This is a genomic window from Pseudolabrys taiwanensis, assembly GCF_003367395.1.
Lineage (GTDB): Bacteria > Pseudomonadota > Alphaproteobacteria > Rhizobiales > Xanthobacteraceae > Pseudolabrys > Pseudolabrys taiwanensis.
This window is the reverse complement of record NZ_CP031417.1, coordinates 4,823,307-4,845,296: the sequence shown is the minus strand read 5'-3', so window position 1 is coordinate 4,845,296 and position 21,990 is coordinate 4,823,307. Positions and strand designations below refer to the sequence as shown.

At 65.3% G+C, this 21,990-nt stretch carries 15 protein-coding genes; 9 read left to right on the top strand and 6 right to left on the bottom strand.

The features are described from left to right. Positions 1 to 161 precede the first annotated feature (161 nt). The 3 genes from DW352_RS22985 (at position 162) to DW352_RS22975 (ending at position 3,450) form a co-directional block, all read left to right on the top strand. Positions 162 to 1,049 carry an N-formylglutamate amidohydrolase gene (locus DW352_RS22985; RefSeq protein WP_115693509.1) on the top strand — a complete coding sequence of 296 codons (888 nt, stop codon included), beginning with the start codon at positions 162 to 164 and terminating at the stop codon, positions 1,047 to 1,049. Positions 1,050 to 1,417: 368 nt separating this feature from the next. Further along, entirely contained in the window at positions 1,418 to 2,197 is a 780-nt protein-coding gene (gene hisN / locus DW352_RS22980) for a histidinol-phosphatase (RefSeq protein ID WP_115693508.1), read from the top strand. 308 nt (positions 2,198 to 2,505) lie between these two features. Beyond that, the gene (locus DW352_RS22975) at positions 2,506 to 3,450 is read left to right on the top strand and encodes a DUF2778 domain-containing protein (RefSeq protein ID WP_245434224.1); all 945 of its coding nucleotides are present in this window, start codon (positions 2,506 to 2,508) and stop codon (positions 3,448 to 3,450) included. Between the two features lie 86 nt (positions 3,451 to 3,536). Here the strand turns inward: DW352_RS22975 and DW352_RS22970 are convergent, their stop codons facing one another. Beyond that, complete coding sequence (locus DW352_RS22970) at positions 3,537 to 4,208, bottom strand: TetR/AcrR family transcriptional regulator (RefSeq protein WP_115693506.1); 672 nt, start codon at positions 4,206 to 4,208, stop codon at positions 3,537 to 3,539. Positions 4,209 to 4,423: 215 nt separating this feature from the next. On the opposite strand from DW352_RS22970, the gene DW352_RS22965 reads away from it, so the two are divergent. Together DW352_RS22965 and DW352_RS22960 are read left to right on the top strand one after the other, a co-directional pair. Continuing rightward, positions 4,424 to 7,582 carry an efflux RND transporter permease subunit gene (locus DW352_RS22965; protein WP_115693505.1) on the top strand — a complete coding sequence of 1,053 codons (3,159 nt, stop codon included), beginning with the start codon at positions 4,424 to 4,426 and terminating at the stop codon, positions 7,580 to 7,582. A 19-nt stretch (positions 7,583 to 7,601) separates the two neighbouring features. Further along, complete coding sequence (locus DW352_RS22960) at positions 7,602 to 8,765, top strand: efflux RND transporter periplasmic adaptor subunit (protein WP_115694565.1); 1,164 nt, start codon at positions 7,602 to 7,604, stop codon at positions 8,763 to 8,765. An 11-nt stretch (positions 8,766 to 8,776) separates the two neighbouring features. On the opposite strand, the gene DW352_RS22955 is transcribed toward DW352_RS22960, so the two are convergent. Beyond that, positions 8,777 to 9,721: an alpha/beta fold hydrolase gene (locus DW352_RS22955; RefSeq protein WP_115693504.1), complete on the bottom strand. Its 945-nt coding sequence runs from the start codon at positions 9,719 to 9,721 to the stop codon at positions 8,777 to 8,779. A gap of 251 nt (positions 9,722 to 9,972) precedes the next feature. On the opposite strand from DW352_RS22955, the gene DW352_RS22950 reads away from it, so the two are divergent. Continuing rightward, complete coding sequence (locus DW352_RS22950; RefSeq protein ID WP_115694564.1) at positions 9,973 to 10,428, top strand: Hsp20 family protein; 456 nt, start codon at positions 9,973 to 9,975, stop codon at positions 10,426 to 10,428. Positions 10,429 to 10,653: 225 nt separating this feature from the next. Here the strand turns inward: DW352_RS22950 and DW352_RS22945 are convergent, their stop codons facing one another. Both DW352_RS22945 and DW352_RS22940 read right to left on the bottom strand, forming a co-directional pair. Further along, positions 10,654 to 11,256: a hypothetical protein gene (locus DW352_RS22945; RefSeq protein WP_115693503.1), complete on the bottom strand. Its 603-nt coding sequence runs from the start codon at positions 11,254 to 11,256 to the stop codon at positions 10,654 to 10,656. Positions 11,257 to 11,269: 13 nt separating this feature from the next. Continuing rightward, a complete protein-coding gene (locus DW352_RS22940; protein ID WP_115693502.1) occupies positions 11,270 to 11,989 on the bottom strand; it encodes a DoxX family protein in 720 nt (239 codons plus the stop codon). 476 nt (positions 11,990 to 12,465) lie between these two features. Between DW352_RS22940 and gltB the strand changes: the two genes are divergently transcribed. Continuing rightward, the gene (gene gltB, locus DW352_RS22935; RefSeq protein ID WP_115693501.1) at positions 12,466 to 17,190 is read left to right on the top strand and encodes a glutamate synthase large subunit; all 4,725 of its coding nucleotides are present in this window, start codon (positions 12,466 to 12,468) and stop codon (positions 17,188 to 17,190) included. 1 nt (position 17,191) lies between these two features. Continuing rightward, positions 17,192 to 18,634 carry a glutamate synthase subunit beta gene (locus DW352_RS22930; RefSeq protein ID WP_115693500.1) on the top strand — a complete coding sequence of 481 codons (1,443 nt, stop codon included), beginning with the start codon at positions 17,192 to 17,194 and terminating at the stop codon, positions 18,632 to 18,634. A gap of 67 nt (positions 18,635 to 18,701) precedes the next feature. Here the strand turns inward: DW352_RS22930 and DW352_RS22925 are convergent, their stop codons facing one another. Continuing rightward, positions 18,702 to 19,427: an SDR family NAD(P)-dependent oxidoreductase gene (locus tag DW352_RS22925; RefSeq protein WP_115693499.1), complete on the bottom strand. Its 726-nt coding sequence runs from the start codon at positions 19,425 to 19,427 to the stop codon at positions 18,702 to 18,704. 97 nt (positions 19,428 to 19,524) lie between these two features. Between DW352_RS22925 and DW352_RS22920 the strand changes: the two genes are divergently transcribed. Beyond that, positions 19,525 to 19,917: a winged helix-turn-helix transcriptional regulator gene (locus DW352_RS22920; RefSeq protein ID WP_115693498.1), complete on the top strand. Its 393-nt coding sequence runs from the start codon at positions 19,525 to 19,527 to the stop codon at positions 19,915 to 19,917. Positions 19,918 to 20,203: 286 nt separating this feature from the next. On the opposite strand, the gene DW352_RS22915 is transcribed toward DW352_RS22920, so the two are convergent. Next, complete coding sequence (locus tag DW352_RS22915; RefSeq protein ID WP_115693497.1) at positions 20,204 to 21,958, bottom strand: SGNH/GDSL hydrolase family protein; 1,755 nt, start codon at positions 21,956 to 21,958, stop codon at positions 20,204 to 20,206. Between the last annotated feature and the right edge of the window lie 32 nt (positions 21,959 to 21,990).

Sequence of the window (21,990 nt, the reverse complement as noted above, 5' to 3'; positions counted from 1 at the left end):
CCGGCCGCACCCGGTCCATAAGCGTTATCCCGGGTAAATATCGGGTGAACCGAAGGCCCGGCTTGGAATTGTACTCCGGCGCATAGACAATAGACGGTATAAGACATAGTGCCCGACCGCCCCGCGAGAGTAACCAGCGTCCTGATGGCCGTCACTCTGCCATGAGCGAATTCCGCGACGAGCTTGACCCGCCGTTCGAGGTCATCGAGCCACCCGCCTGCCGGGCGCCGATCCTGTTCAATTCGCCGCATAGCGGCTCGACCTATCCACGCGATTTTCTCGCGGAATCGCGGCTCGACATCGCCACCCTGCGGCGCTCCGAGGACAGCTTCGTCGACGAACTGATCTCCGGCGTCGTCGGCCACGGTTTTCCGCTGATGCGGGCGCATTTTCCGCGCTGCTTCGTCGACGTGAATCGCGAGCCTTACGAACTCGACCCGCGCATGTTCGACGGCCGGCTGCCCTCCTTCGCCAACACCCGCTCGATGCGCGTGGCCGGCGGTCTCGGCACCGTGGCGCGCGTGGTCGGCGACGCCCAGGAAATCTACGATCACCGCATTCCGGTGGACGACGCGCTCGCCCGCATCGAGGCGCTGTACAAGCCCTATCACCGCACGCTGCGGCGCCTTTTCATGCGGCTGCACCGGGATTTCGGCGCCGCCGTGCTGGTCGATTGTCATTCGATGCCGTCGACCGCCGGCAACCGCGACGAGCGCCCGCGCCCGGAATTCGTGCTCGGCGATCGCTATGGCACCAGTTGCGTCGGCGCGGTGTCGGAGACCGTCGAGGACACCTTGCGCGACCTCGGCTATTCGGTGAGCCGCAACAAGCCTTATGCCGGCGGCTTCATCACCGAGCACTACGGCAACCCGGCCGCTGGCCTACACACCATCCAGCTCGAGCTCAATCGCGCGCTCTATATGGACGAGCGCCGCTACGAGCGCACGGCCGGCTTCGCGAAGGTGGCGGCCGACATGGAAACGCTGGCGCTGCGGCTGGCCGACCTCCCGTATGAAGAGCTGCGCCCCTATCGCGCGGCGGCCGAATAACGATCGCCTCGGCACAAAAAAAAGGGCCGCTCGCGGTTGCAAGCGGCCCAAGTCTAGGGAGGAAACGCCCAAGGAGGGCAGCGGTATCGCTACCGCATTGCAATAAGTTACACCGCGACGCACAAAAAGCAAGACCGAAGACGTGAAATCTCATGCAAAAAACGCATAGGTAAAGCCTACTTTTCGAACCCTGAAATCGTATTTCTTCCCGAATTCGTGGCCGAACTGCCACAAAAGTCAGAATATTGCTCGCGCTTCGGCCAAATTGAGCGCATCTTGCGCCAATCGGGCCGAATCTGCTCTGCAAAAACCTCTGATTGCTAGCCCCTCAAGTCTTGGCTACTTCGGGGCTTCACAAGGCGAGCGGCATGACGGCAGTCGATTTCACAAGCTTCGTAGACCGGCTCGCCAGCGCCTCGGGCGACACCATCCTCCCGTTCTTCCGAACCTCCCTCACCGTCGACAATAAGAAGACCGGCGGTTTCGACCCCGTCACCGCGGCGGACCGGGCGGCCGAGGACGCCATGCGCACCCTCATTCGCAAGAATTTCCCGGCGCACGGCATCCTGGGCGAGGAATACGGCAGCGAGCACGCCGACGCCGAATATGTCTGGGTGCTCGATCCGATCGACGGCACCAAGTCCTTCATCTCCGGCATGGTCGCCTGGGGCACGCTCATCGGCCTGATGCGCTTCGGCGAGCCGGTATTCGGCATGATGCATCAACCGTTTGTGCGGGAGCGCTTCAGCGGCGACGGCGGCGCAGCCGGCTACCGTGGGCCAGCGGGCGACCGCGCGCTGCACGTGCGCCCTTGCGCCTCCCTCAAGGACGCCGTGCTGTTCACCACCTCGCCTTTGCTGATGCAGCCGGCCGACCGCGCCATTTTCCAGCGTGTCGAGAACGCCGTGAAGCTGTCGCGCTACGGCGGCGATTGCTACGCCTATTGCATGCTGGCGGCCGGGCACATCGACCTGGTCATCGAGACCGAGATCAATCCGCACGACATCGTGCCGCTCATCCCCATCATCGCCGGGGCCGGCGGCATCGTCACCACCTGGGAAAACGGCCCGGCGCAAGGCGGCGGCCGCATTATCGCCGCCGGGGACAAGCGGGTTCACGCCGCGGCGCTGGAAATCCTGCAGGCCTGACCCGCCCGAATCGCGCTAAGTTCCCGCCGTGGTACAATTTTCCGGATTTTGGTGAGGCAATAACCATCCCCACCATAATTCTTCCACGGTTACCGGACTTCTTGACTCTTGCGCCACGTGAGTTGGAATCGGGGTGCGCTCAACGGGGACGTCAGCCGCCAGCAATGTCCGACACGTTCGTAATACCGGGTTTGCGTGATCGCATACTTTCGGGCGCGTGGATCCTGCGTGCTCCGGTTACGGCGACGCGCGCCAACGTACGAACCATCGCGATCGCGACTGTGTCCGCGGCCGTGATCGCGGGCGCCATGACCTGGATCGATGGCGCTTCGAGGCCCAAGCACGCGACGAGCGCCGCCGCTCAGCCACTGGCCGATACGCAGCAAACGCCGTCCGTGCCCTTCGCCACCACGATCATCGCCAAGACGCATGATCAGGTCGACAAGCTCGACGGCCTGCTGGCCGATCCGACGCTGCGCTTTTCCGAGTCGTCCGCCTGGAGTCCGGCGGGCGGCCTTGGGATCATGATGATGGCGCCGTCGGCCGCACCGAATAATCGCGTCGCCATCCTGCCGATGCAGGCACCGATGGTCACCGCGGCAAACCCGCCGCCCGCCACCACTACAGCGGAAGCCGACGACGTGCCCTTGCCGCGCGCACATCCGTTGAACATCGCCACGGTGCCGGTCACGCCGAAGAACGCGCCGCCCTCGATCATCGCGACCGCGCCGGAAGCGACAGCCGAGACGAAACCGTCGTCGGACGGCTTGTTCGGCGCGTTCAAGCGTCTCTTCACGCCGGAAGAGAAGAAGCACGTCGCGCCCGTGCTCGCCGCCAATCCGCGCACCGCGATCTACGACATCAGCGCGCGCGCCGTGTACATGCCGAGCGGCGAGACGCTCGAAGCGCATTCGGGTCTCGGCGAATGGCTGGACGACCCGAGCTCGTTCCATCGCAAGGATCGCGGCGTCACCCCGCCGGCGACCTACAAGATCACGCTGCGCGAGAAGCTGTTTCACGGCGTCAAGGCACTGCGGCTGACGCCCGTCGGCGACGCCAAGATGTACGGCCGCGACGGCATGCTGGCGCACAGCTACATGCTCGGCCCCAACGGCCAGTCGAACGGCTGCGTGTCATTCAAGGACTACGACAAGTTCCTGGCGGCGTATAGCAGCGGCGAGGTCGATCAATTGATCGTCGTGCCGCATGTCACGCCGGCCACGGCTTATGCTCAGGCGAACTCGTCGAGCTGATCAATCAGCACCGGCTCGCACCGTCGCATCGGTGCGCGCGGCGGCGCATGGCGCTCAAGCGCCGAAATTCCAACGGCTGTGAGAGTTCAAGCGTGCACCGGCTCGCGCGTGAAAGCGCGCGACGTGCTCCGTGCCTTCTCGCTTTCGTCTTGCAGGACGCCGTCGCGCTGCGCCTGCGCTTCGTGCGCGAAGGCGGCGATCACCGCTTCGGCGATCGAGATGAAGCGGCCACCAGGCCCTTCGGGCCCGACGCTCTGCATGCTGACGCGCGCGCCCTCCATCAGCAGGCACAAGGTGTCGGTGAGCTGGTCGGCTTTCGCGATGCCGGCGGACCGGCACAGGTCCGCCAACCGGTTACGGTGCGTCGTTTTGAATTCTTCGATCACGTGCCGGGCGGGATGATCGTCTTCCGCCAGCTCGATCGCGACATTGGCCATGTCGCAGCCGCGCAGATCGCCGATGGTGCATTCGGCGGCCATGCGGATCCAGGCATAGATCTGTGCCATGGGATCGCCGGGATGGGACATCTCGAGGCTCTGCCAGAGTCCCTCGACGTCGTTCGCAAAGTCACGCAGGCAGGCGATAATCAACTCGTCCTTCGAGCCGAAGTGACGATAGAGGGTCATCTTATTGGTGCCGGCCTGCTCGGCGATGGCGTCAACGCCGATGCCGCGAATGCCGTGGCGGCGAAAGAGATCGCGCGCCGTCTTGATGATCCGTTCCCGGGGCCGCGCAGGACCCGCATCGACTGTGGCCATTTTGCCTCGTCCTCTGCCTCCCCCGACAATTTTTGCGGTGCACCACTTGACCGGATGTTACCGGCTTGTAACATATAGGATGTTACTGACAAGTAACACCCTGTCATGACTCCGTCAAGCTCGATTGGGCCGAGTCAGACCAAAAAACCCTGATTTTTCATAGCCATCCCGAGATACCGCGGGCGGGCTTAAGCGCGCCCCTAGGACGTGACCCCATGGTCAGCTTTTTTACGCACCGCCCCATCTTCTCGTCGGCCATCGCCGTCATCATGGTTCTGGCGGGTTCCATCTGCTATTTCCTGCTGCCCGTTTCGCAGTTCCCGGACATTACGCCGCCGCAGGTCGTGGTTAGCGCCGTTTACCCCGGCGCGAGCGCCCAGGTCGTCGCCGACACCGTGACGACGCCGCTCGAGCAGCAGATCAACGGCGTGCAGGGCATGACGTATATGTCCTCGTCGTCGTCGAACGACGGCTCGTCCACCATCACGGTGACCTTCGACGTCGGCTATCCGCTGAGCATCGCCGCGGTGGACGTGCAGAACCGCGTGGCGCAAGCCTCGGCCGCACTGCCGCCGATCGTCAACCAGGCCGGCATCACCATCAAGAAGCAGAACCCGAACTTCGTCCTCATCGTCAACTTGACGTCGCCGGACGGCTCGGTCGATCCGGTCACGCTCAGCAATTATGCCTATCTGCAGATCGTCGATCCGTTGAAGCGGCTCGACGGCGTCGGCGACGTCCAGATCTTCGGCGAGCGGCGCTACTCGATGCGCATCTGGCTCAACCCGGACAAGCTCGCCAATCTCGGCATCACCGCCGTCGACGTGCAGCAGGCGATCCAGGAACAGAACGTGCAGGTCGCGGCCGGCAAGATCGGCCAGTCGCCCGCCCCTCCGGGCACCGCCTTCGAAATGCAGGTGAACACGACGGGCCGTCTGAGCTCGCCTGAGCAGTTCGGCGACATTGTCGTGCGCTCCGATTCGCAGGCGGGCTCCGTCGTGCGCCTGCGCGACGTCGCGCGCATCGAGCTCGGCGCGTTGCAATATTCGTCGTCCGCCTACTTCGGCAAAGATCCGACCGTCGTCGTTGCGCTGTTCCAGCGACCCGGGTCGAATGCCCTCGACCTTCAGGCCCACGTGAAGGCCAAAATGGAGGAGCTATCGCAGCGCTTCCCGAAGGGCATCGAATACGCGATGCACTACGACACGACGCGCTTCGTTTCCGAGTCGATGCACGACGTCGTCGTCACGCTTCTCGAAGCGCTGGTGCTGGTCGTCTTCGTGGTCTTCGTCTTCCTGCAAAGCTGGCGCACGACGATCATTCCGATCATCGCCATCCCCGTCTCGCTCGTCGCGACCATGGCGGTGATGTATCTCCTGGGCTTCTCGCTCAACATGCTCAGCCTTCTCGGCATGGTGCTGGCGATCGGCCTCGTGGTCGACGACGCCATCGTCGTGGTGGAGAACGTCGAGCGACAACTCGAGGCCGGGTTACCGCCACTCGAAGCGACACGAGTCGCCATGAAGGAGGTGACCGGCCCGATCGTCGCCACCACCGCGGTGCTGATGGCCGTGTTCATCCCGGTCGCCTTCATCCCCGGCGTCACCGGCCGCATGTACAACCAGTTCGCGCTCACCGTCGCGATTTCGGTGGGCATCTCCGCCTTCAACTCGCTGACATTGTCGCCGGCGCTCAGCGCCGTGTTCCTGCGCCATCGCGGCGAGACGACCTTCGCGCCCTTCCGCTGGTTCAATGACGGTTTCGGCTGGATGTCGCACGTCTACGCCAACAGCGTGCGCACCTTGGTTCGCTTCCGCTGGGCCATGATGGCGTTGTTTGTGGCGACGCTCGGCGTCACCTACCTGGTGTCCTTGCGCATTCCATCGACCTTCCTGCCGGTGGAAGACCAAGGCTACTTTTTCGTCGTGATCCAATTGCCTGACGGCGCGGCGCTGGAACGTACCGACGCCGTCGCCGCCAAGGTGCGCGACATCCTGCAGGCAACCCCGGGCGTCGACATTGTCGGTTCGATCAGCGGCCTTAACTTCCTCACCAATGCCCAGCAGTCGAATTCGGCGGTGGAGTTCGCCATCCTGAAGCCTTGGAGCGAGCGACCGCCGGAGCAGAGCGCGACCAACCTGGTCAACCAGGTGCGGCCGAAATTGCTCGGCATTCCGGAAGCCATCGTGCTGAGCTTCGATCCGCCTTCTATTCCCGGTCTCGGCGCCACGGGCGGCTTCGAATTCCAACTCGAAGATCTGGCCGGACGCGGCAGCGTCGCTCTCAACGACGCCGCACAGGCATTGATCGCGGAGGCGCGCAAGCAGCCGGAATTGAACGCGCATCAGCTGTTCACGTCGTTCAGCACGTCGACGCCGCAATACCAATACGACCTCGATCGCAACAAGGCGAAGCTGCTCGGCCTGAACCTGCCGGACGTGTTCAACACCCTGCAGATTTATCTCGGCTCGCTCTACGTGAACGACTTCAACCTGTTCGGCCGCACCTTCCGCGTGACCTTGCAGGCCAACGAAGAATCGCGCGCGTCTTCGACCGACCTCTCGCGCCTCTATGTGCGAAACAACACCGGCGGCATGGTACCGCTGAATACGCTCGGCGAGCTCAAGCCGATCGTCGGGCCGGAGACCGTGCCGCATTACAACAACTATCCGTCGGCGCTCATCAATGGCGGACCGGCGCCCGGCTACAGTTCGGGCCAGGCGGTCGAGGCGATGCAGCGCGCGGCGGCGACCGCCTTGCCGAAGGACTTCGGTTACGAGTGGACCGGTATCACTTACCAGGAACTCAAAGCGGGCTCGATCGCCACGGTGGTGTTCTCGCTCGCCGTCGTGTTCGTGTTCCTCATCCTGGCGGCTCAGTATGAAAGCTGGTCGATGCCGTTCATGGTGCTGCTCGCCGTGCCGCTCGCTTTGTTCGGCGCGCTGTTTGCCCTGTGGATGCGTGGCATGCAGACCGACGTCTACTCGCAGATCGGCTTCGTGATGTTGGTCGGCCTCGCCGCCAAAAACGCGATTCTGATCGTCGAGTTCGCCAAGCGCCGGCGCGAGGAAGGCCTCGACATCGTCGATGCCGCCATGGAGGCCGCGCGTCTGCGACTGCGTCCGATCCTCATGACGGCCTTCGCCTTCATCCTCGGCGTCGTGCCGTTGATGATCGCGAGCGGCGCTGGCGCCGCCAGCCGTCAGTCGATCGGCACCACAGTGTTCGGCGGCATGCTCGCCGCCACCGTTCTCACGCTCGCTTTCGTCCCGGTGTTCTACGTGATCATCGAGCGGATGCGCGAGCGCCGGGCCGACCGGGCGCACGCATCGGGCGGTCACCATGTCCACGGCCATGCAGAGCCGGCCGAATAGGAATTAGGAGTTGGATCTCATGAACAAATGGAAACTCTATGCCGGCGTTGCCGTTGGCGCGGTTGTCCTTGTCGGGGCCGTCCTCGCCATCCGGCCGCTGTTCAGTGAAAGCGCGGGCGCCGCGACGCCGAATCCGGCGATGATGGCGATGCCGGTGCCGGTGACGAAGATCGTGAAAAAGACGATCCCGATCTATCTCGAGTATTCGGCGCGCACCGAGGCGATCCGCAACATCGCGCTGCAGGCGAAGATCGCCGGCTACGTGCAACAGCAGCACGTGCCGGACGGGTCGGACGTGAAGGAAGGCGATCTGATCTATACGATCGATCCGCGCGACTTCCAGGCGGCGCTCGACTCGGCCAAAGCCCAGCTGCAGCGCGACACCGCCGCGCTCGATTACGCGCGCGGCAATGTCGACCGCGGCTCCAGCCTCGCCAGCAGCGGCTATCTCGACAAGAACACCTACGAGCAGCGCACCTCGGCGCTGCGCCAGGCCGAAGCGACTTTGGCGATCGACCAGGCGGCGGTGCGGACCGCCGAGATCAATCTCGGCTACACCAAGATCACCGCGCCGTTCTCCGGCCGCCTCGGCCGCAACCAGGCGTCCGTCGGCGCGCTGGTGACGGCCGCCAATTCGACCGTCAACACGCTGGTGCAGCTCGACCCGATCTACGTGACGTTCAATCCGAGCGAGACCGATCTTGCGACGATCGAAAAGGCGCGGGCTCGCGGCCCGATCCAGGCCGAAGTGTTCGTGCCGGGCGACGACAAGGCGCGTTACACCGGCACGGTGACCTTCATCGATAACAACATCGATCGGTCGACCGGTACCATCGTCGCGCGGGCGACTGTCGCCAACGCCAAGGGCACACTGCTGCCGGGCCAATACGTCCGCGTCCGCCTGGCCGTGAGCGAGAAGCCCGACGCGCTGGTGGTGCCGCAGATTGCCCTCGGCTCGAGCCAGCTCGGTAAGTTCGTCTATGTCGTTGGCAAGGACGGCAAGGCGGAGATGCGTCTCGTCTCGCTTGGGCCCACCGACGGTCCGCTCGTCGCCATCGACAAGGGCGTCGCCGAAGGCGACAACGTGATCAGCGGCAACCTGCAGAAGATCGGACCCGGCTCGCCGGTGCAACCGTTGCCGGTGAAGCAGGCATCGCAGGAGAAGCCGGCGGCGGCTGACTGAGCGCCGTCGCCTTAATAACGCGGTGTGCCGGGCACGAAGGCATCGAAGGCGGCCCAGAACTGGCCGCGGTAGTGATCCTGCTCCTGCAGGAGTTCGTGCTTGGCGCCCGCCAGGATGAGATGCCGGCCGGCGAGCAGGTTCATGCCGAACTGCTCGATGGCCGGCGTCGAGACGACCTGGTCGCGGCCGGCCGCGACCATCAGCATCGGCTGGCGAATGCGGCCGGCGTAGCTCGGCTGGGCGAAGCGCTTCATGAGGCGCAGCGCGGCGTCCGCCCATGCGACCGTCGGCGCGCCCAGCCCCAGTTCCGGCTCCTCCTCCAGCACCGCGGCGTTGCGCGCGTAGCGCACCGGGTCGGAGGTGAGCGGATTCTCGATGAATTCCTGCTTGCCGGTGAGCGCGCCGTTGCCGGTCGGCACATAGGCCGAACCGCTGCCGAACAGGCGCAAGGTGCGGGCCAGCGGGCCCGCCACGCGGGTCAGCGGCGACGGCGGCAACGCGATCATCGGCGCCGACAAGACCACCCTTTCGAACCACCGGCTGCCGTCGTGGCAGGCGGCGACGGCAATGGCGCCGCCCATCGAGTGCGCCAGCAGGTATATCGGCGGCGGGCAATCCGGCAGCACGACCTGCTCCATGATGGCGGCAAGGTCGGTGGCGTATTCCTTGAAGTTGCGGACGTAGCCCTTGCGCTTGTCCGACAGCGCGCGGTCGGACAGCCCCTGCCCGCGCCAATCGAACGTCGCCACCGCGAAACCGCGCGCGCGCAGATCACGCACCGTCTCGAAATACTTTTCGATGTACTCGGCGCGGCCCTGCAGCACGACCACGGTGCCGCGCCGGCCGGGCGGCGGCGCCCAGCGCGCAAAACGTAAGCTCACATTGTCCGGCGTCTTAACCACGCCCGACACGACATTGTCGGGCACCGGATTGGCGGGAATGGAAACGAGCTTCATGAAAGCCGGAATCGACCGGGCGGAAAGTGCCTCGGGCCTTATAGCAGGGCGGCGGACGCGCTCAATGTCAGCGTGCTGCCGGATATAAATCCATTTATAATTCATAGACTTATCGCGACAGCCCTCACCCTCTTGCGGCGCCGGAGGCACCTACCCATATCGTTTTATGCGCAGGCCAATCACGGCTGCGCACGGCGTGGTCCGGCCAGATGGCGGACCGCCGCATGTCGCTCAACACGGAGGATATGCTTATGCGTACATTCGATCTTGCTCCCCTTTACCGTTCCACCGTCGGCTTCGACCGCCTGTTCTCGATGCTGGATGGCTTCGAGTCCGCCCCGGGCTATCCGCCCTACAACATCGAGCGCACGGGTGAGAACGACTACCGCATCACGGTCGCGGTCGCCGGCTTCGGCCAGGACGACCTCTCGATCGAGACCAAAGAAAACACCCTGACCATCAAAGGCGCCAAGCAGGCGAAGGAAGAGCAGCGCGGCCAGGTATTGCACCAGGGTATCGCCGCACGCGCCTTCGAGCGCGTCTTCCAGCTCGCCGACCATGTGGTCGTGAAGAGCGCGCAGCTCGAGAACGGTCTCCTGCACGTCGATCTCGTGCGCGAGATTCCGGAGGCCAAGAAGCCGCGCCAGATTCCGATCGGGAACGGTCAGGCCAAGCCGGAAGTTATTGACACCAAGGTCGCCGCTTAATCACCCAGCGACAACCTCCAAAGAGAAGCGCCCCGGATGCCCCGGGGCGCTTTTTTTTGCGCATTCCCTCGCAGCCCGCGCATCTCCATGCACTCATTGCCGGACTTGATCCGGCAATCCATGCTGAATCTCGCGCTTGAGAGCTGTGCGTTCGTTTAAGCCTGCGGCACGGCCTCATGGATGCCCGGGTCGGGCCCGGGCATGACGACGCGTATGCGGATCGGTTTATTCGCTCGCCGGCGTATCGTTCGGTGGCACGCTGCTTTGGGGCGCGGCGCTCCGTGGCGCGACGTCCGGCGCCGGTTCTGGCGGCACCGCAGCTGCCTCCGCCGGCACATTCGACGGCGGCGTATAGCCGGGCGGCGGCGACGGCGCGAACTTCGCGCCGGTCTCCTTGACGTAGCGCGGTGTCGGCCGGATCGGCGTCGGCCCATCGTGAAGGGGAGCGCTCAGGACGGTGCGCCGCTTCACGGGAGCCGAGGGCTCGGGCGTGGCGACCGTATAAGGCTTGCGGCGCGGCGCGGACGGCGGCGCGCTGCTCTGCTGCAGCCGCGGGCGCGGCCCGCTTTGCCGGCGCGGCGGCGGCGGCGGCGCGTCGGCATCGTCATCCTCATCGGGCATCGCGCGCCCGTTCGGTACGTAGGCGGCATCCTCCTCGTCCGGCTGCGGCACATGGATGATGCGCGGACCGAAGTCATAGCGCGGCGCGTAAGCATCGGCGGCTTGCGCGACCTGCATCGACGACGGCTCCTCGCCGTATGCGGTGACGCCGCAGAACGTGGCGGCGAGCGCCGCGCCGACAATTCCGATTGTCAGGGCGCGCTTCACGTCGGCCCCCCCCTCAGCGCCGCGCGATGCGGCGGATCAACGCGTCGAGCGAAAGCTGTCCCGGGCCCTGCGACAGCAGCACGAGCAGCGCGGCCGCCCAATAAACGTGAGTAGTCCACAGCGCCTGCGGCATCACATAGACCTGGAGCAGCACGGTGACGGCCAACAACGACAGCGCCGCAAAGCGCGTCGCCAGGCCCAGCACGAGCAGAACCGGGAGCGCGAACTCGGCATAGCTCACGACCGTCGCGACGAGCGCCGGCGGCACCGGCAGCGGCGGATATTGCGTGAAGAGGCCGCCGAACGTCTCCGGTCTGACCTGCAGCGGCAGCATCGCCGCGAAGCTGAAATCCTGAACCTGCAGCGGTATGCGCGGGCCGTCGATGTGCGCCTGCCCGTCGAGGAAAAAGACCCGGGCCATCACCAGCCGCAGGGCCAGCGCGACCAGCGCGTAAGGCACCAGCGCGCAGGCCGATATGAAGCCGTCGATCAGCAGGCCCGTGACCGAGCGCGAGCGGCGCGCGCGTTCGGCGGCCCGAGCGGCGATCGCTTTGCTGGTGGCCATCGCTGCGGCGACGGCGGGCGACGGCCGCGGCATGGAAGTCGCCTGCAGTGAGGTCAGATTCAGCGGCTCCTGCGGCGCCAGCGCGGCCAACCGGTCCGCAAGGCGGGACATGGCCATATCACCGGGCATGGACTTGAGCGGACGCGGCGTGGCGGCGATGTCGCTCATGGCAGAGTTCCTCTCCCTGTTTGCGTCACCTTAGCCAAAGCCGAAAAAGCCGCGCGTAAATCCCGCGACCACGGTTAAACGGTTAATCGGTGGGCATTTTTGGAGGGCGTCCACGCGCAACGCCGTTGCGCTGGACGGGGGGACCGTGGTCTTCTCTTGCCGAGGCGCTGAGCGCGGCCGCAACAAAAGACTAGGTTGCATGCATTCTAACGTGGACCGGTCTTGTACGGCGGTGCAAAATTTGGCAATGTCCATTAGGACAGCAATGCTGTCCTAATGGCGGTGCCGTCTGGGTTGGCCTTCTCGGCAGGGGCGCGACGGACGGCATCCAACGGGAGCAGCCAAGCGGCAATCGCCGGGCAAGGCTGCCCTTCTCGAGATCGGTTTGCGGTTTGTCCGCGCGGCGCTGAGAGGTGCTGCGCACGAGGTGGGTACGCCGCGGGCCCAAACGGGGCGAGACGGCGAGGTAGGGCGAAATGAGTCAGCACGAGAAGAGCGCACAGTCGATTGAACGCGAAGCGGCGCCGAGCGCCAACGCGACTGCGCTCAAACGTATCGCCACCGCCGATCCCGGCGTGCCGGAGGCGCAGGGTCTGTACGATCCCGCGTTCGACAAGGATTCATGCGGCGTCGGCTTCATCGCCGACATCAAGGGCCGCAAGTCGCACCAGATCGTCGAAGACGGTCTGAGGATTCTGTGCAACCTCGAGCACCGCGGTGCCGTGGGCGCCGACCCGCGCATGGGCGACGGTGCCGGCATCCTGGTGCAGATCCCGCACAAGTTCTTTGCCAAGAAGGCGCAGGAGCTCGGCTTCACGTTGCCGGCGCCGGGCGAATACGCCATCGGCTACCTGTTCATGCCGACCGAGAAGAGCTGGCGGCAGATCATCCGCGACATCTATGCGGAAGTGATCGCCGAGGAAGGCCTGACCTTGCTCGGCTGGCGCGACGTGCCGACCGACAATTCCTCGCTCGGTGAATCGGTCAAGCCGACCGAGCCCAAGCACATGCAGGTGTTCATCGGCCACGGCAAAAAGAAGCTCACCGAAGACGAGTTCGAGCGCCGGCTCTACATCCTGCGCAAGGCGATCTCGAACGCGATCTACAAGCGTCGTGAGCGCCGCACCTCGAGCTATTACCCGGTGTCGATCTCGTGCCGCACGGTGATCTACAAGGGCATGTTCCTCGCCGATCAGCTCGGCAGCTACTATCCCGATCTGCACGATCCGGATTTCGAGTCGGCCATCGCGCTGGTACACCAGCGCTTCTCGACCAACACCTTCCCGACCTGGTCGCTGGCGCATCCGTACCGCTATCTGGCGCACAACGGCGAAATCAACACGCTGCGCGGCAACGTCAACTGGATGGCGGCGCGTCAAGCCTCGGTGGCCTCGCCGCTGTTCGGCAAGCAGATCAACAAGCTCTGGCCGATCTCCTACGAAGGCCAGTCGGACACGGCCTGCTTCGACAACGCACTCGAATTCCTGGTGCAGGGGGGCTACTCGCTCGCCCACGCCATGATGATGATGGTGCCCGAGGCCTGGGCCGGCAATCCGCTGATGGATGAGAAGCGGCGCGCCTTCTACGAATACAACGCCGCGCTGATGGAGCCGTGGGACGGCCCGGCGGCGCTCGCCTTCACCAATGGCCGCCAGATCGGCGCGACGCTCGACCGCAACGGCCTGCGTCCGGCGCGCTATTTCCTGACGCGCGACGACCGCATCATCATGGCGTCCGAAATGGGCGTGCTGCCGATTCCGGAAAAGGAAATCGTCAAGAAGTGGCGCCTGCAGCCGGGCAAGATGCTGCTCGTCGATCTCGACCAGCAGCGCCTGATCCCCGACGAGGAGCTCAAGGAAACGCTGGCCGCCAGCCATCCCTACAAGGAGTGGCTGGAGCGCACGCAGATCGTGCTGGAAGAGTTGCCGGACACCGGCAACGGCAAGCACATCTCCAACCAGTCGCTGCTCGATCGTCAGCAGGCCTTCGGCTACACGCAGGAAGACATCAAGATCCTGATGACGCCGATGGGCTCGACCGGCGAGGAAGCCGTCGGCTCCATGGGCAACGACGCGCCGATCTCGGCGATGTCGGACAAGCCGAAGGCGCTGTTCACCTACTTCAAGCAGAACTTCGCGCAGGTCACGAACCCGCCGATCGATCCGATCCGCGAAGAGCTGGTGATGAGCCTCGTCTCGATCATCGGCCCGCGCCCGAACATCTTCGACCTGGAAGGCACCTCGAAGACCAAGCGTCTGGAAGTGCGCCAGCCGATCCTCACCAATGAGGACCTGGAGAAGATCCGCGGCATCTCGCAGATGAGCGACGCGCACTTCAACTCGCACACCTTCGACATCACCTACCCGGCCGAGCATGGCGCCGACGGCATGGGCTGGGCGATCGATGCGCTGTGCGAGAAGGCGGAAGAAGAAGTTCGCAACGGCTGCAACATCCTCATTCTGTCCGACCGCAAGGCCTCCGCCGATCGCATCCCGATCCCGGTGCTGCTCGCCTGCGCGGCCGTGCATCATCATCTCATTCGTCAGGGCCTGCGCACCTCGGTCGGTCTCGTGCTCGAGACCGGCGAGCCGCGCGAGGTGCATCACTTCGCGTGTCTGGCCGGCTACGGCGCCGAAGCGATCAATCCCTATCTCGCCTTCGAGACCCTGATCGCCATGAAGGGCGAACTGCCCGGCAAGGCGGCGGACGACAAGGAAATCGTCAAGAAGTACATCAAGGCGATCGGCAAGGGCCTGCTGAAGGTGATGTCCAAGATGGGCATCTCCACCTACCAGTCCTATTGCGGCGCACAGATCTTCGACGCCGTCGGTCTCAAGCAGGACTTCGTCGACAAGTACTTCACCGGCACGCACACGCGCATCGAAGGCGTCGGCCTTGCCGAAATCGCCGACGAAACCGTGCGCCGTCATCGCGACGCCTTCTCGGACGCGCCGATCTACCGCACCATGCTGGACGTCGGCGGCGATTACGCCGTGCGCGTGCGCGGCGAGGAGCACGTCTGGACCGCCGAGACGGTGCAGCGGCTGCAGCATGCCGTGCGCGGCAATTCCCGCGACAGCTACCGTGCCTTCGCGCAGATCGTGAACGACCAGAACGAGCGTCTGCTCACCATCCGCGGTCTGTTCCGCATCAAGAGCGCGGAAGAAGATGGCCGCAAGCCGGTGTCGATCGACGAAGTCGAGCCCGCGGCCAACATCGTGCGCCGCTTCTCGACCGGCGCCATGTCGTACGGCTCGATCTCACGCGAGGCGCACACCACGCTCGCTATCGCGATGAATCGCATCGGCGGCAAGTCGAACACCGGCGAAGGCGGCGAAGAGTCCGACCGCTTCAAGCCGCTGCCGAACGGCGACTCCATGCGCTCGGCCATCAAGCAGGTGGCCTCGGGACGCTTCGGCGTCACCGCCGAGTATCTCGTCAACTCGGACATGATGCAGATCAAGATGGCGCAGGGCGCAAAGCCCGGCGAAGGCGGTCAATTGCCCGGCCACAAGGTCGACAAGACGATCGCCAAGGTGCGCCACTCGACGCCGGGCGTCGGCTTGATCTCGCCGCCGCCGCACCACGACATCTATTCGATCGAAGACCTGGCGCAGCTCATCTACGACCTCAAGAACGTCAACCCGGCCGGTGACGTGTCGGTAAAGCTCGTGTCCGAGATCGGCGTCGGCACCGTCGCCGCCGGCGTCTCCAAGGCGCGCGCCGACCATGTGACCATCTCCGGCTACGAAGGCGGCACCGGCGCCTCGCCGCTGACCTCGATCAAGCACGCGGGTTCGCCCTGGGAGATCGGTCTTGCCGAGACGCACCAGACGCTCGTCTCCAACCGCCTGCGCGGCCGCATCGCCGTGCAGGTCGACGGCGGCCTGCGCACCGGCCGTGACGTCGTTGTCGGCGCCCTGCTCGGGGCCGATGAATTCGGCTTTGCCACCGCGCCGCTGATCGCGGCCGGCTGCATCATGATGCGCAAATGCCACTTGAATACCTGCCCGGTCGGCGTCGCGACGCAGGACCCGGTGCTGCGCAAGCGCTTCAAGGGCCAGCCCGAGCACGTGATCAACTACTTCTTCTTCGTCGCCGAGGAAGTGCGCGAGATCATGGCCTCGCTCGGCTATCGCACCATCGAGGAGATGGTCGGCCAGATGCAGATGCTCGACCAGCGCAAGCTGGTTGAACACTGGAAGGCCAAGGGCCTCGACTTCTCCAAGCTGTTCGTGAAGCCGGTTGCCGGCAAGGGAACCGCCATCCGTCACAGCGAGCGGCAGGACCACAAGCTCGAGGCCGTGCTCGACCGCAAGCTCATCGCCGAGTCGCAGGCCGCACTCGACCGCGGCGCGCCGGTGCGGCTGCAGACCGCGATCGCCAGCGTCAACCGCACTTGCGGCGGCATGCTGTCCGGCGAGGTCGCCAAGCGCTACGGCCACGAGGGGCTGCCGGACGGCACCATCCACGTGCGCTTCACCGGCACGGCGGGCCAGTCGTTCGGCGCCTGGCTGGCGAAGGGCGTCACCTTCGAACTCGAAGGCGATGCCAACGACTATGTCGGCAAGGGCCTGTCGGGCGGCCGCATCATCATCAAGCCGTCGACCGACTCCGGCGTCGTGCCGGAAGAGTCGATCATCGTCGGCAACACGGTGATGTACGGCGCCATCTTCGGCGAGTGCTACTTCCGCGGCGTCGCCGGCGAGCGCTTCGCCGTGCGCAACTCCGGCGCCATCGCCGTGGTGGAAGGCACCGGCGATCACGGTTGCGAATACATGACGGGCGGCGTGGTGGTCGTGCTCGGCTATACGGGCCGCAATTTCGCGGCGGGCATGTCCGGCGGCATCGCCTACGTGCTGGACGAGGACGACTCGTTCAAGTCGCGCTGCAACCTCGCGATGGTCGAACTCGAGCCGGTGCCCGAGGAAGAAAAGATCGCCGAGGAAGAATACGCTCAGGAGTTGGAGAGCCACGGCCGCGTCGACGTGATGGCCGACATGTCCAACAACGACGCGCTGCGCCTCTACAAGCTGATCTCAGACCACGCGCGGTACACGGGCTCGAAGCGCGCCGCCGAGATCATCGCCGATTGGAAACGCTATCGTCCTCTCTTCAAGAAAGTGATGCCGGTCGAATATCGCCGCGCGCTCGCTGAGATGGCAAAGGAGAAGGCCGCCACGATGCAGGCCGCGGAGTAACATGGGTAAGGTCACAGGGTTTCTCGAATTCGAACGCGAAGACCGCGACTATCAGCCGGTCGCGGAGCGCATCAAGCATTGGCACGAGTTCGTCCTGCCGCTGCCGGAGGATGAGCTGCGTCAGCAGGCGTCGCGCTGCATGGATTGCGGCGTGCCCTACTGCCACGGCACGACGCGCATCTCGAACGCGCCGACCGGCTGCCCGGTCAACAACCAGATCCCCGACTGGAACGATCTCATCTATCGCGGGCGCTGGGACGAGGCCGCGCGCAACCTGCACTCGACCAACAACTTCCCGGAAGTGACGGGCCGCGTCTGCCCGGCGCCGTGCGAAGCGTCCTGCACGCTGAACATCGACGACAATCCGGTCACCATCAAATCGATCGAATGCGCGATCGCCGATCGCGCCATCGAGCAGGGCCTCAAGCCCGAGATCGCCGCGCACAAGACCGGCAAGAAGGTCGCCGTCATCGGCTCAGGGCCGGCGGGCCTTGCCTGCGCGCAGCAGCTCGCGCGCGCCGGTCACGACGTGCACGTCTATGAGCGCTGGGCGAAGGCCGGCGGCCTGCTCCGCTACGGCATTCCGGACTTCAAGATGGAGAAGGTGCATATCGACCGCCGCGTCGAGCAGATGACGGCGGAAGGCGTGACCTTCCATTACGGCGTCCATGTCGGCGTCGATCTGCCGGTCGACAAGCTGACCGCGGACTACGACGCCGTCGTGCTCTCCGGCGGCTCGGAAAAAGGCCGCGATCTGCCGATCCCGGGCCGCGAGCTCAAGGGCATCCATTTCGCGATGGAGTTCCTGCCGCAGCAGAACCGCCGCGTCTCCGGCGAAGCGCAAGGCGACGTCGCGCCGCTCCTCGCCACCGGCAAGAAGGTGGTCGTCATCGGCGGTGGCGACACCGGCTCCGACTGCGTCGGCACCTCGATCCGCCAGGGCGCCGTCTCGGTCGTCAATCTCGAGGTGGCGCCTGAGCCGCCGCAGAAAGAGAACAAGGACCTCACCTGGCCGCTGTGGCCGCTCAAGCTGCGCATCTCGTCGAGCCTCGAAGAAGGCGCCAAGCGCGAATTCTCCGTGCTGACCCAGAAGTTCTCGGGCGAGAACGGTCAGGTGAAGAAGCTGCACTGCGTGCATGCCGATGCGAAATTCCAGCCGATCCCCGGCAGCGAGTTCGAGATCGAAGCCGACCTCGTGCTGCTCGCCATGGGCTTCGTGCATCCGGTGCACGAGGGCATGCTCAAGACGCTCGACGTCGCGCTCGACAACCGCGGTAACGTCTCGGCCGACACGAACAGCTACATCACGTCGGTGCCGAAGGTGTTCGCGGCGGGTGACATGCGCCGCGGCCAGTCACTGGTGGTGTGGGCAATCCGCGAAGGCCGCCAGTGCGCGCACGCGGTCGACAAGTACCTGATGGGCTCGACCACGCTGCCGCGGTAAACGCGGCAGCAGGTCCAGCAAAACCAAGCGAAGCGAGCGCCGCATGTCGTTTGGCAGGCGGCGCAGATCAGACCTGCGCCATGCCGCCATCGACCGGCAGCTCGGCGCCAGTGATGAAGCTGCTTTGATCGCTGGCGAGGAACAGCGCGGCCGAGGCCACTTCGTCGGCACGCGCCATACGGCCGAGCGGGATCAGCTTGTTCAGCGTCTCGCGCACCTCCTCGGACGCCGCCGCCATCATGGCGGTGTCGGTCGGTCCCGGCGCCACGACGTTGACGCGAATGTTGCGCGGCGCCAACTCGTTGGCCCAGGTCCGTGCGAACGAGCGCACGGCGGCCTTGGTTGCCCCATAGACGCCATAGCCTTTGGTGCCGATCGCGCCGGCAATCGAGCCTACCAGCACGATCGAGCCGCCATCCGGCATGATCGCCGTCGCCGCCTTGGCGGCAAACAGCAGCGCGCGCACGTTGAGGTCGAAGGTCCGGTCGAAATGATCCTCGCTGACGTCGTCGAGGGTCGCGAACTCGGAGATGCCGGCGTTTACGGCCAGCAGGTCCACCCGTCCGGCCTCACGGCGCACCGCCTCGAAGAAGGCGGCGAGCGCCGTGAGATCGGAAGCATCGACGCGGCGCGCCCGCAGCCTGCCGGCCCCAAGCTCGACCTCCCCCTCGTCGGCGCGACGGCTGGTCGCGTACACCGTAGCGCCTTCCGCCGCGAACCGCTCTGCAATGGCGCCGCCGATGCCGCCATGGCCACCGACCACGACGGCGATTTTTCCTGAAAGCCTGCTCATACGTCCTCACATTCTTGGTGATGACGCAGCAGATATCTTTCTTATATCTAATCACAAGAACGCACCGGATGGTGATCAGATATAGAGGCGTATACCCATGTCCAAAGACGGGCTCACACTGCCGCTTGATGTCGCCGCGACGCGGCCGATCCTCGAACATATCGCCAACAAGTGGACGGTGCTGATCCTGAGCGTCCTCTGCACGCAGCCGGCGCGGTTCAACGACCTCAAGCGCCGCCTCGACGGCATCACCCACAAGGCTCTGTCCGAGGCCTTGAAGCGTCTGGAGCGCAACGGCCTAGTCAGTCGCAAAGTCCTGCCGACGCAGCCGGTCGGCGTCGAGTACACCATCACCGATCTTGGCTGCTCGCTGCGCGAACCCTTCGCCGCCCTCTATAACTGGTCGCTCGCCAACGGCGCCGCGCTGGAAACGGCGCAGCGTGCCTATGACACATCGAGAAAAAACGGAGGGTTGGCGGAGCAGATTTAGCAACAAGAGGGCATGCTGCATCCGTCGCCCACTGTCCCAAATTACGATCCCGCGCTGCGCGTCTGCGCTTCAACGCGCCCTGCTCGCGCGCGCTTGATCGAGATCCAGATTGTCCGGCAAACGCGACAGCAACTCACGCCACGCAATGTCGAAATGGGGATGGGTTTCGCAGTCCACTCTAAATTATCGGCCATGGGTCGGGGCCGCTTAGGACCCACATGAAGGCCAGCCCCACCGCGCGCGCCTGAGGCGGGTGACCCTGCTCACCCGGAGGAGGGTGAAAAACTCACCTGAACCAATCGAACGGGCCGCGCTGCTGCTGGCGGCCGACGGGCGCCGGCGGACGCGGCGCATTCGACGACGGCCGCAGTTCGGCGCGTGGCTCGACGCGGCGCGGCTTGGCGGTCTGCGCGGTGCGCTCCGCCGTTTCGCCGCGCGGCGCACGTTGCGCTTCCGGCTTGGTTTCAGCCTTGGGCGCGGCCCGATCGGCGGCCGCGGCTCCAACGGGCTCGGGCGTCGCGATCACGGGCGGCGCGGCCGGCGGCAGCGCGGCAGACGCGCTGGCAGCGGCCGGCGTTGTCTCGGCGACCGGCGGCGGCGCGGGCCGGTTGGTCTCGCTGCGCGGCCAGACGAAATCGTCGGCGCGGCCATAAGGCGCATAAAGCGTCTCGCCCTTGACCAGCACACGGCTCGCCAGCGCGTCGCCGTAGGAATTACCGGAGCCGCCAGTGCCGCCGAGCAGCGCGTCGGAATTGGCCGGCGTCGTCGTCAGCGCCACGACCGGGCCGGCAAGCGGCCGCTCGGCCGGCCGGCCATCGCTCGGCGCCGGCGCGATCGGGCCCGACGGCAGCGCGATCGGGCCGCGGTTTGACATGTAGCGGCGGATCTCACGCTCGACATAATGCGCGAGTTTGCGCGCGCCGTATTTGGTGAAGAACACGCCGTCGGCGCTGCGCAGGCGGCGGTTCTGACCTTCGAAGTCGGGACCGAAGGTCGTGAACTTGCCGTTCTCGTCGACGAAGCCGTCCCACACGTCGATGTAGATCGCGCCCGCCTTCTCGGCGCGGCCACGGTAGAGATCGTTGAGATAGACCATGTCGGCGGTGGACTTGGTGCCGCGGATCGCCGGCATGCCGACCCAGAACACCGGCACGCCCTTGCTCTTCAGCGCGGCGATGGTCTCATCGATGCGCCGCGAATAAATCTGCTCCCACCGCTCGGTGCGAAATTCGATCACACCATTGGCGAGCTTGCCGCGCTGCGGCTCGGGGGCAACGATGTCGTCCGGCTCGTCCGCCGCTTCCTTCTTGGCGTCCTGTTGTTCGGCGGGCGCGGCGCCATCAGCCGGCTTCTGCTGCGCCTCTTGCTTATCGCTGTCCTTCTTATCCGCCGCGTCTTTCTTGTCCGCTTCCTTCGCCTTCTTCTCGGCTTCCTTGGCGAGATCGCGCTCGCGGATGCTCTGACGATCGCTCAAGCCAAGCATCATCACGACGTAGTTCGGCTTCTCCGTCGCCAGGAGATCCTTGGCGACATGCCACCAGTCGAGATCGCCCTTCGGGTCGTAGCGCAACAAACCCGAGTTCGGCTTGTTCTTGCGCACGATGCCGATTTCCGGCGCATCGGCGAACGCGTCTTCCAGACCATAGGCGAGCCAGTCGGCCATGGCGTCGCCCATGACGACGATCGAGGTCGTCGGCGCAGGCGCGTCCTTGTCGGCCTTCTTTGGCGGCGGCGCGCGCCCCCCTGCGGCTTCGTTCGATTGCTGCGGATGCGTGACGTGCGGTTGCTGTTCGTAATAACCGCGGTCGCGGCCGTTTGGATAAGACGGCCGCTGATCGAATGGCCCGAACAGGTTCTGGAAGAAGCCGCCGCCGGAACGCTGCGGCGGTCGCTGGCGGCGATAGTTGTCGTCACCGCCGAACCACTGCGCCCGCAGGGGCGCGGTCGTCGCCAGCATGAGTCCGGCCACGCCGACGCCCTCGACGGCGACCAAAAGCGCCGTCGCGAGCAGCCAGCGCGAAAAACGGAATTTGCCAAACATGCCGTTCGCCCAGGGACTTGTGGGACGGAAAC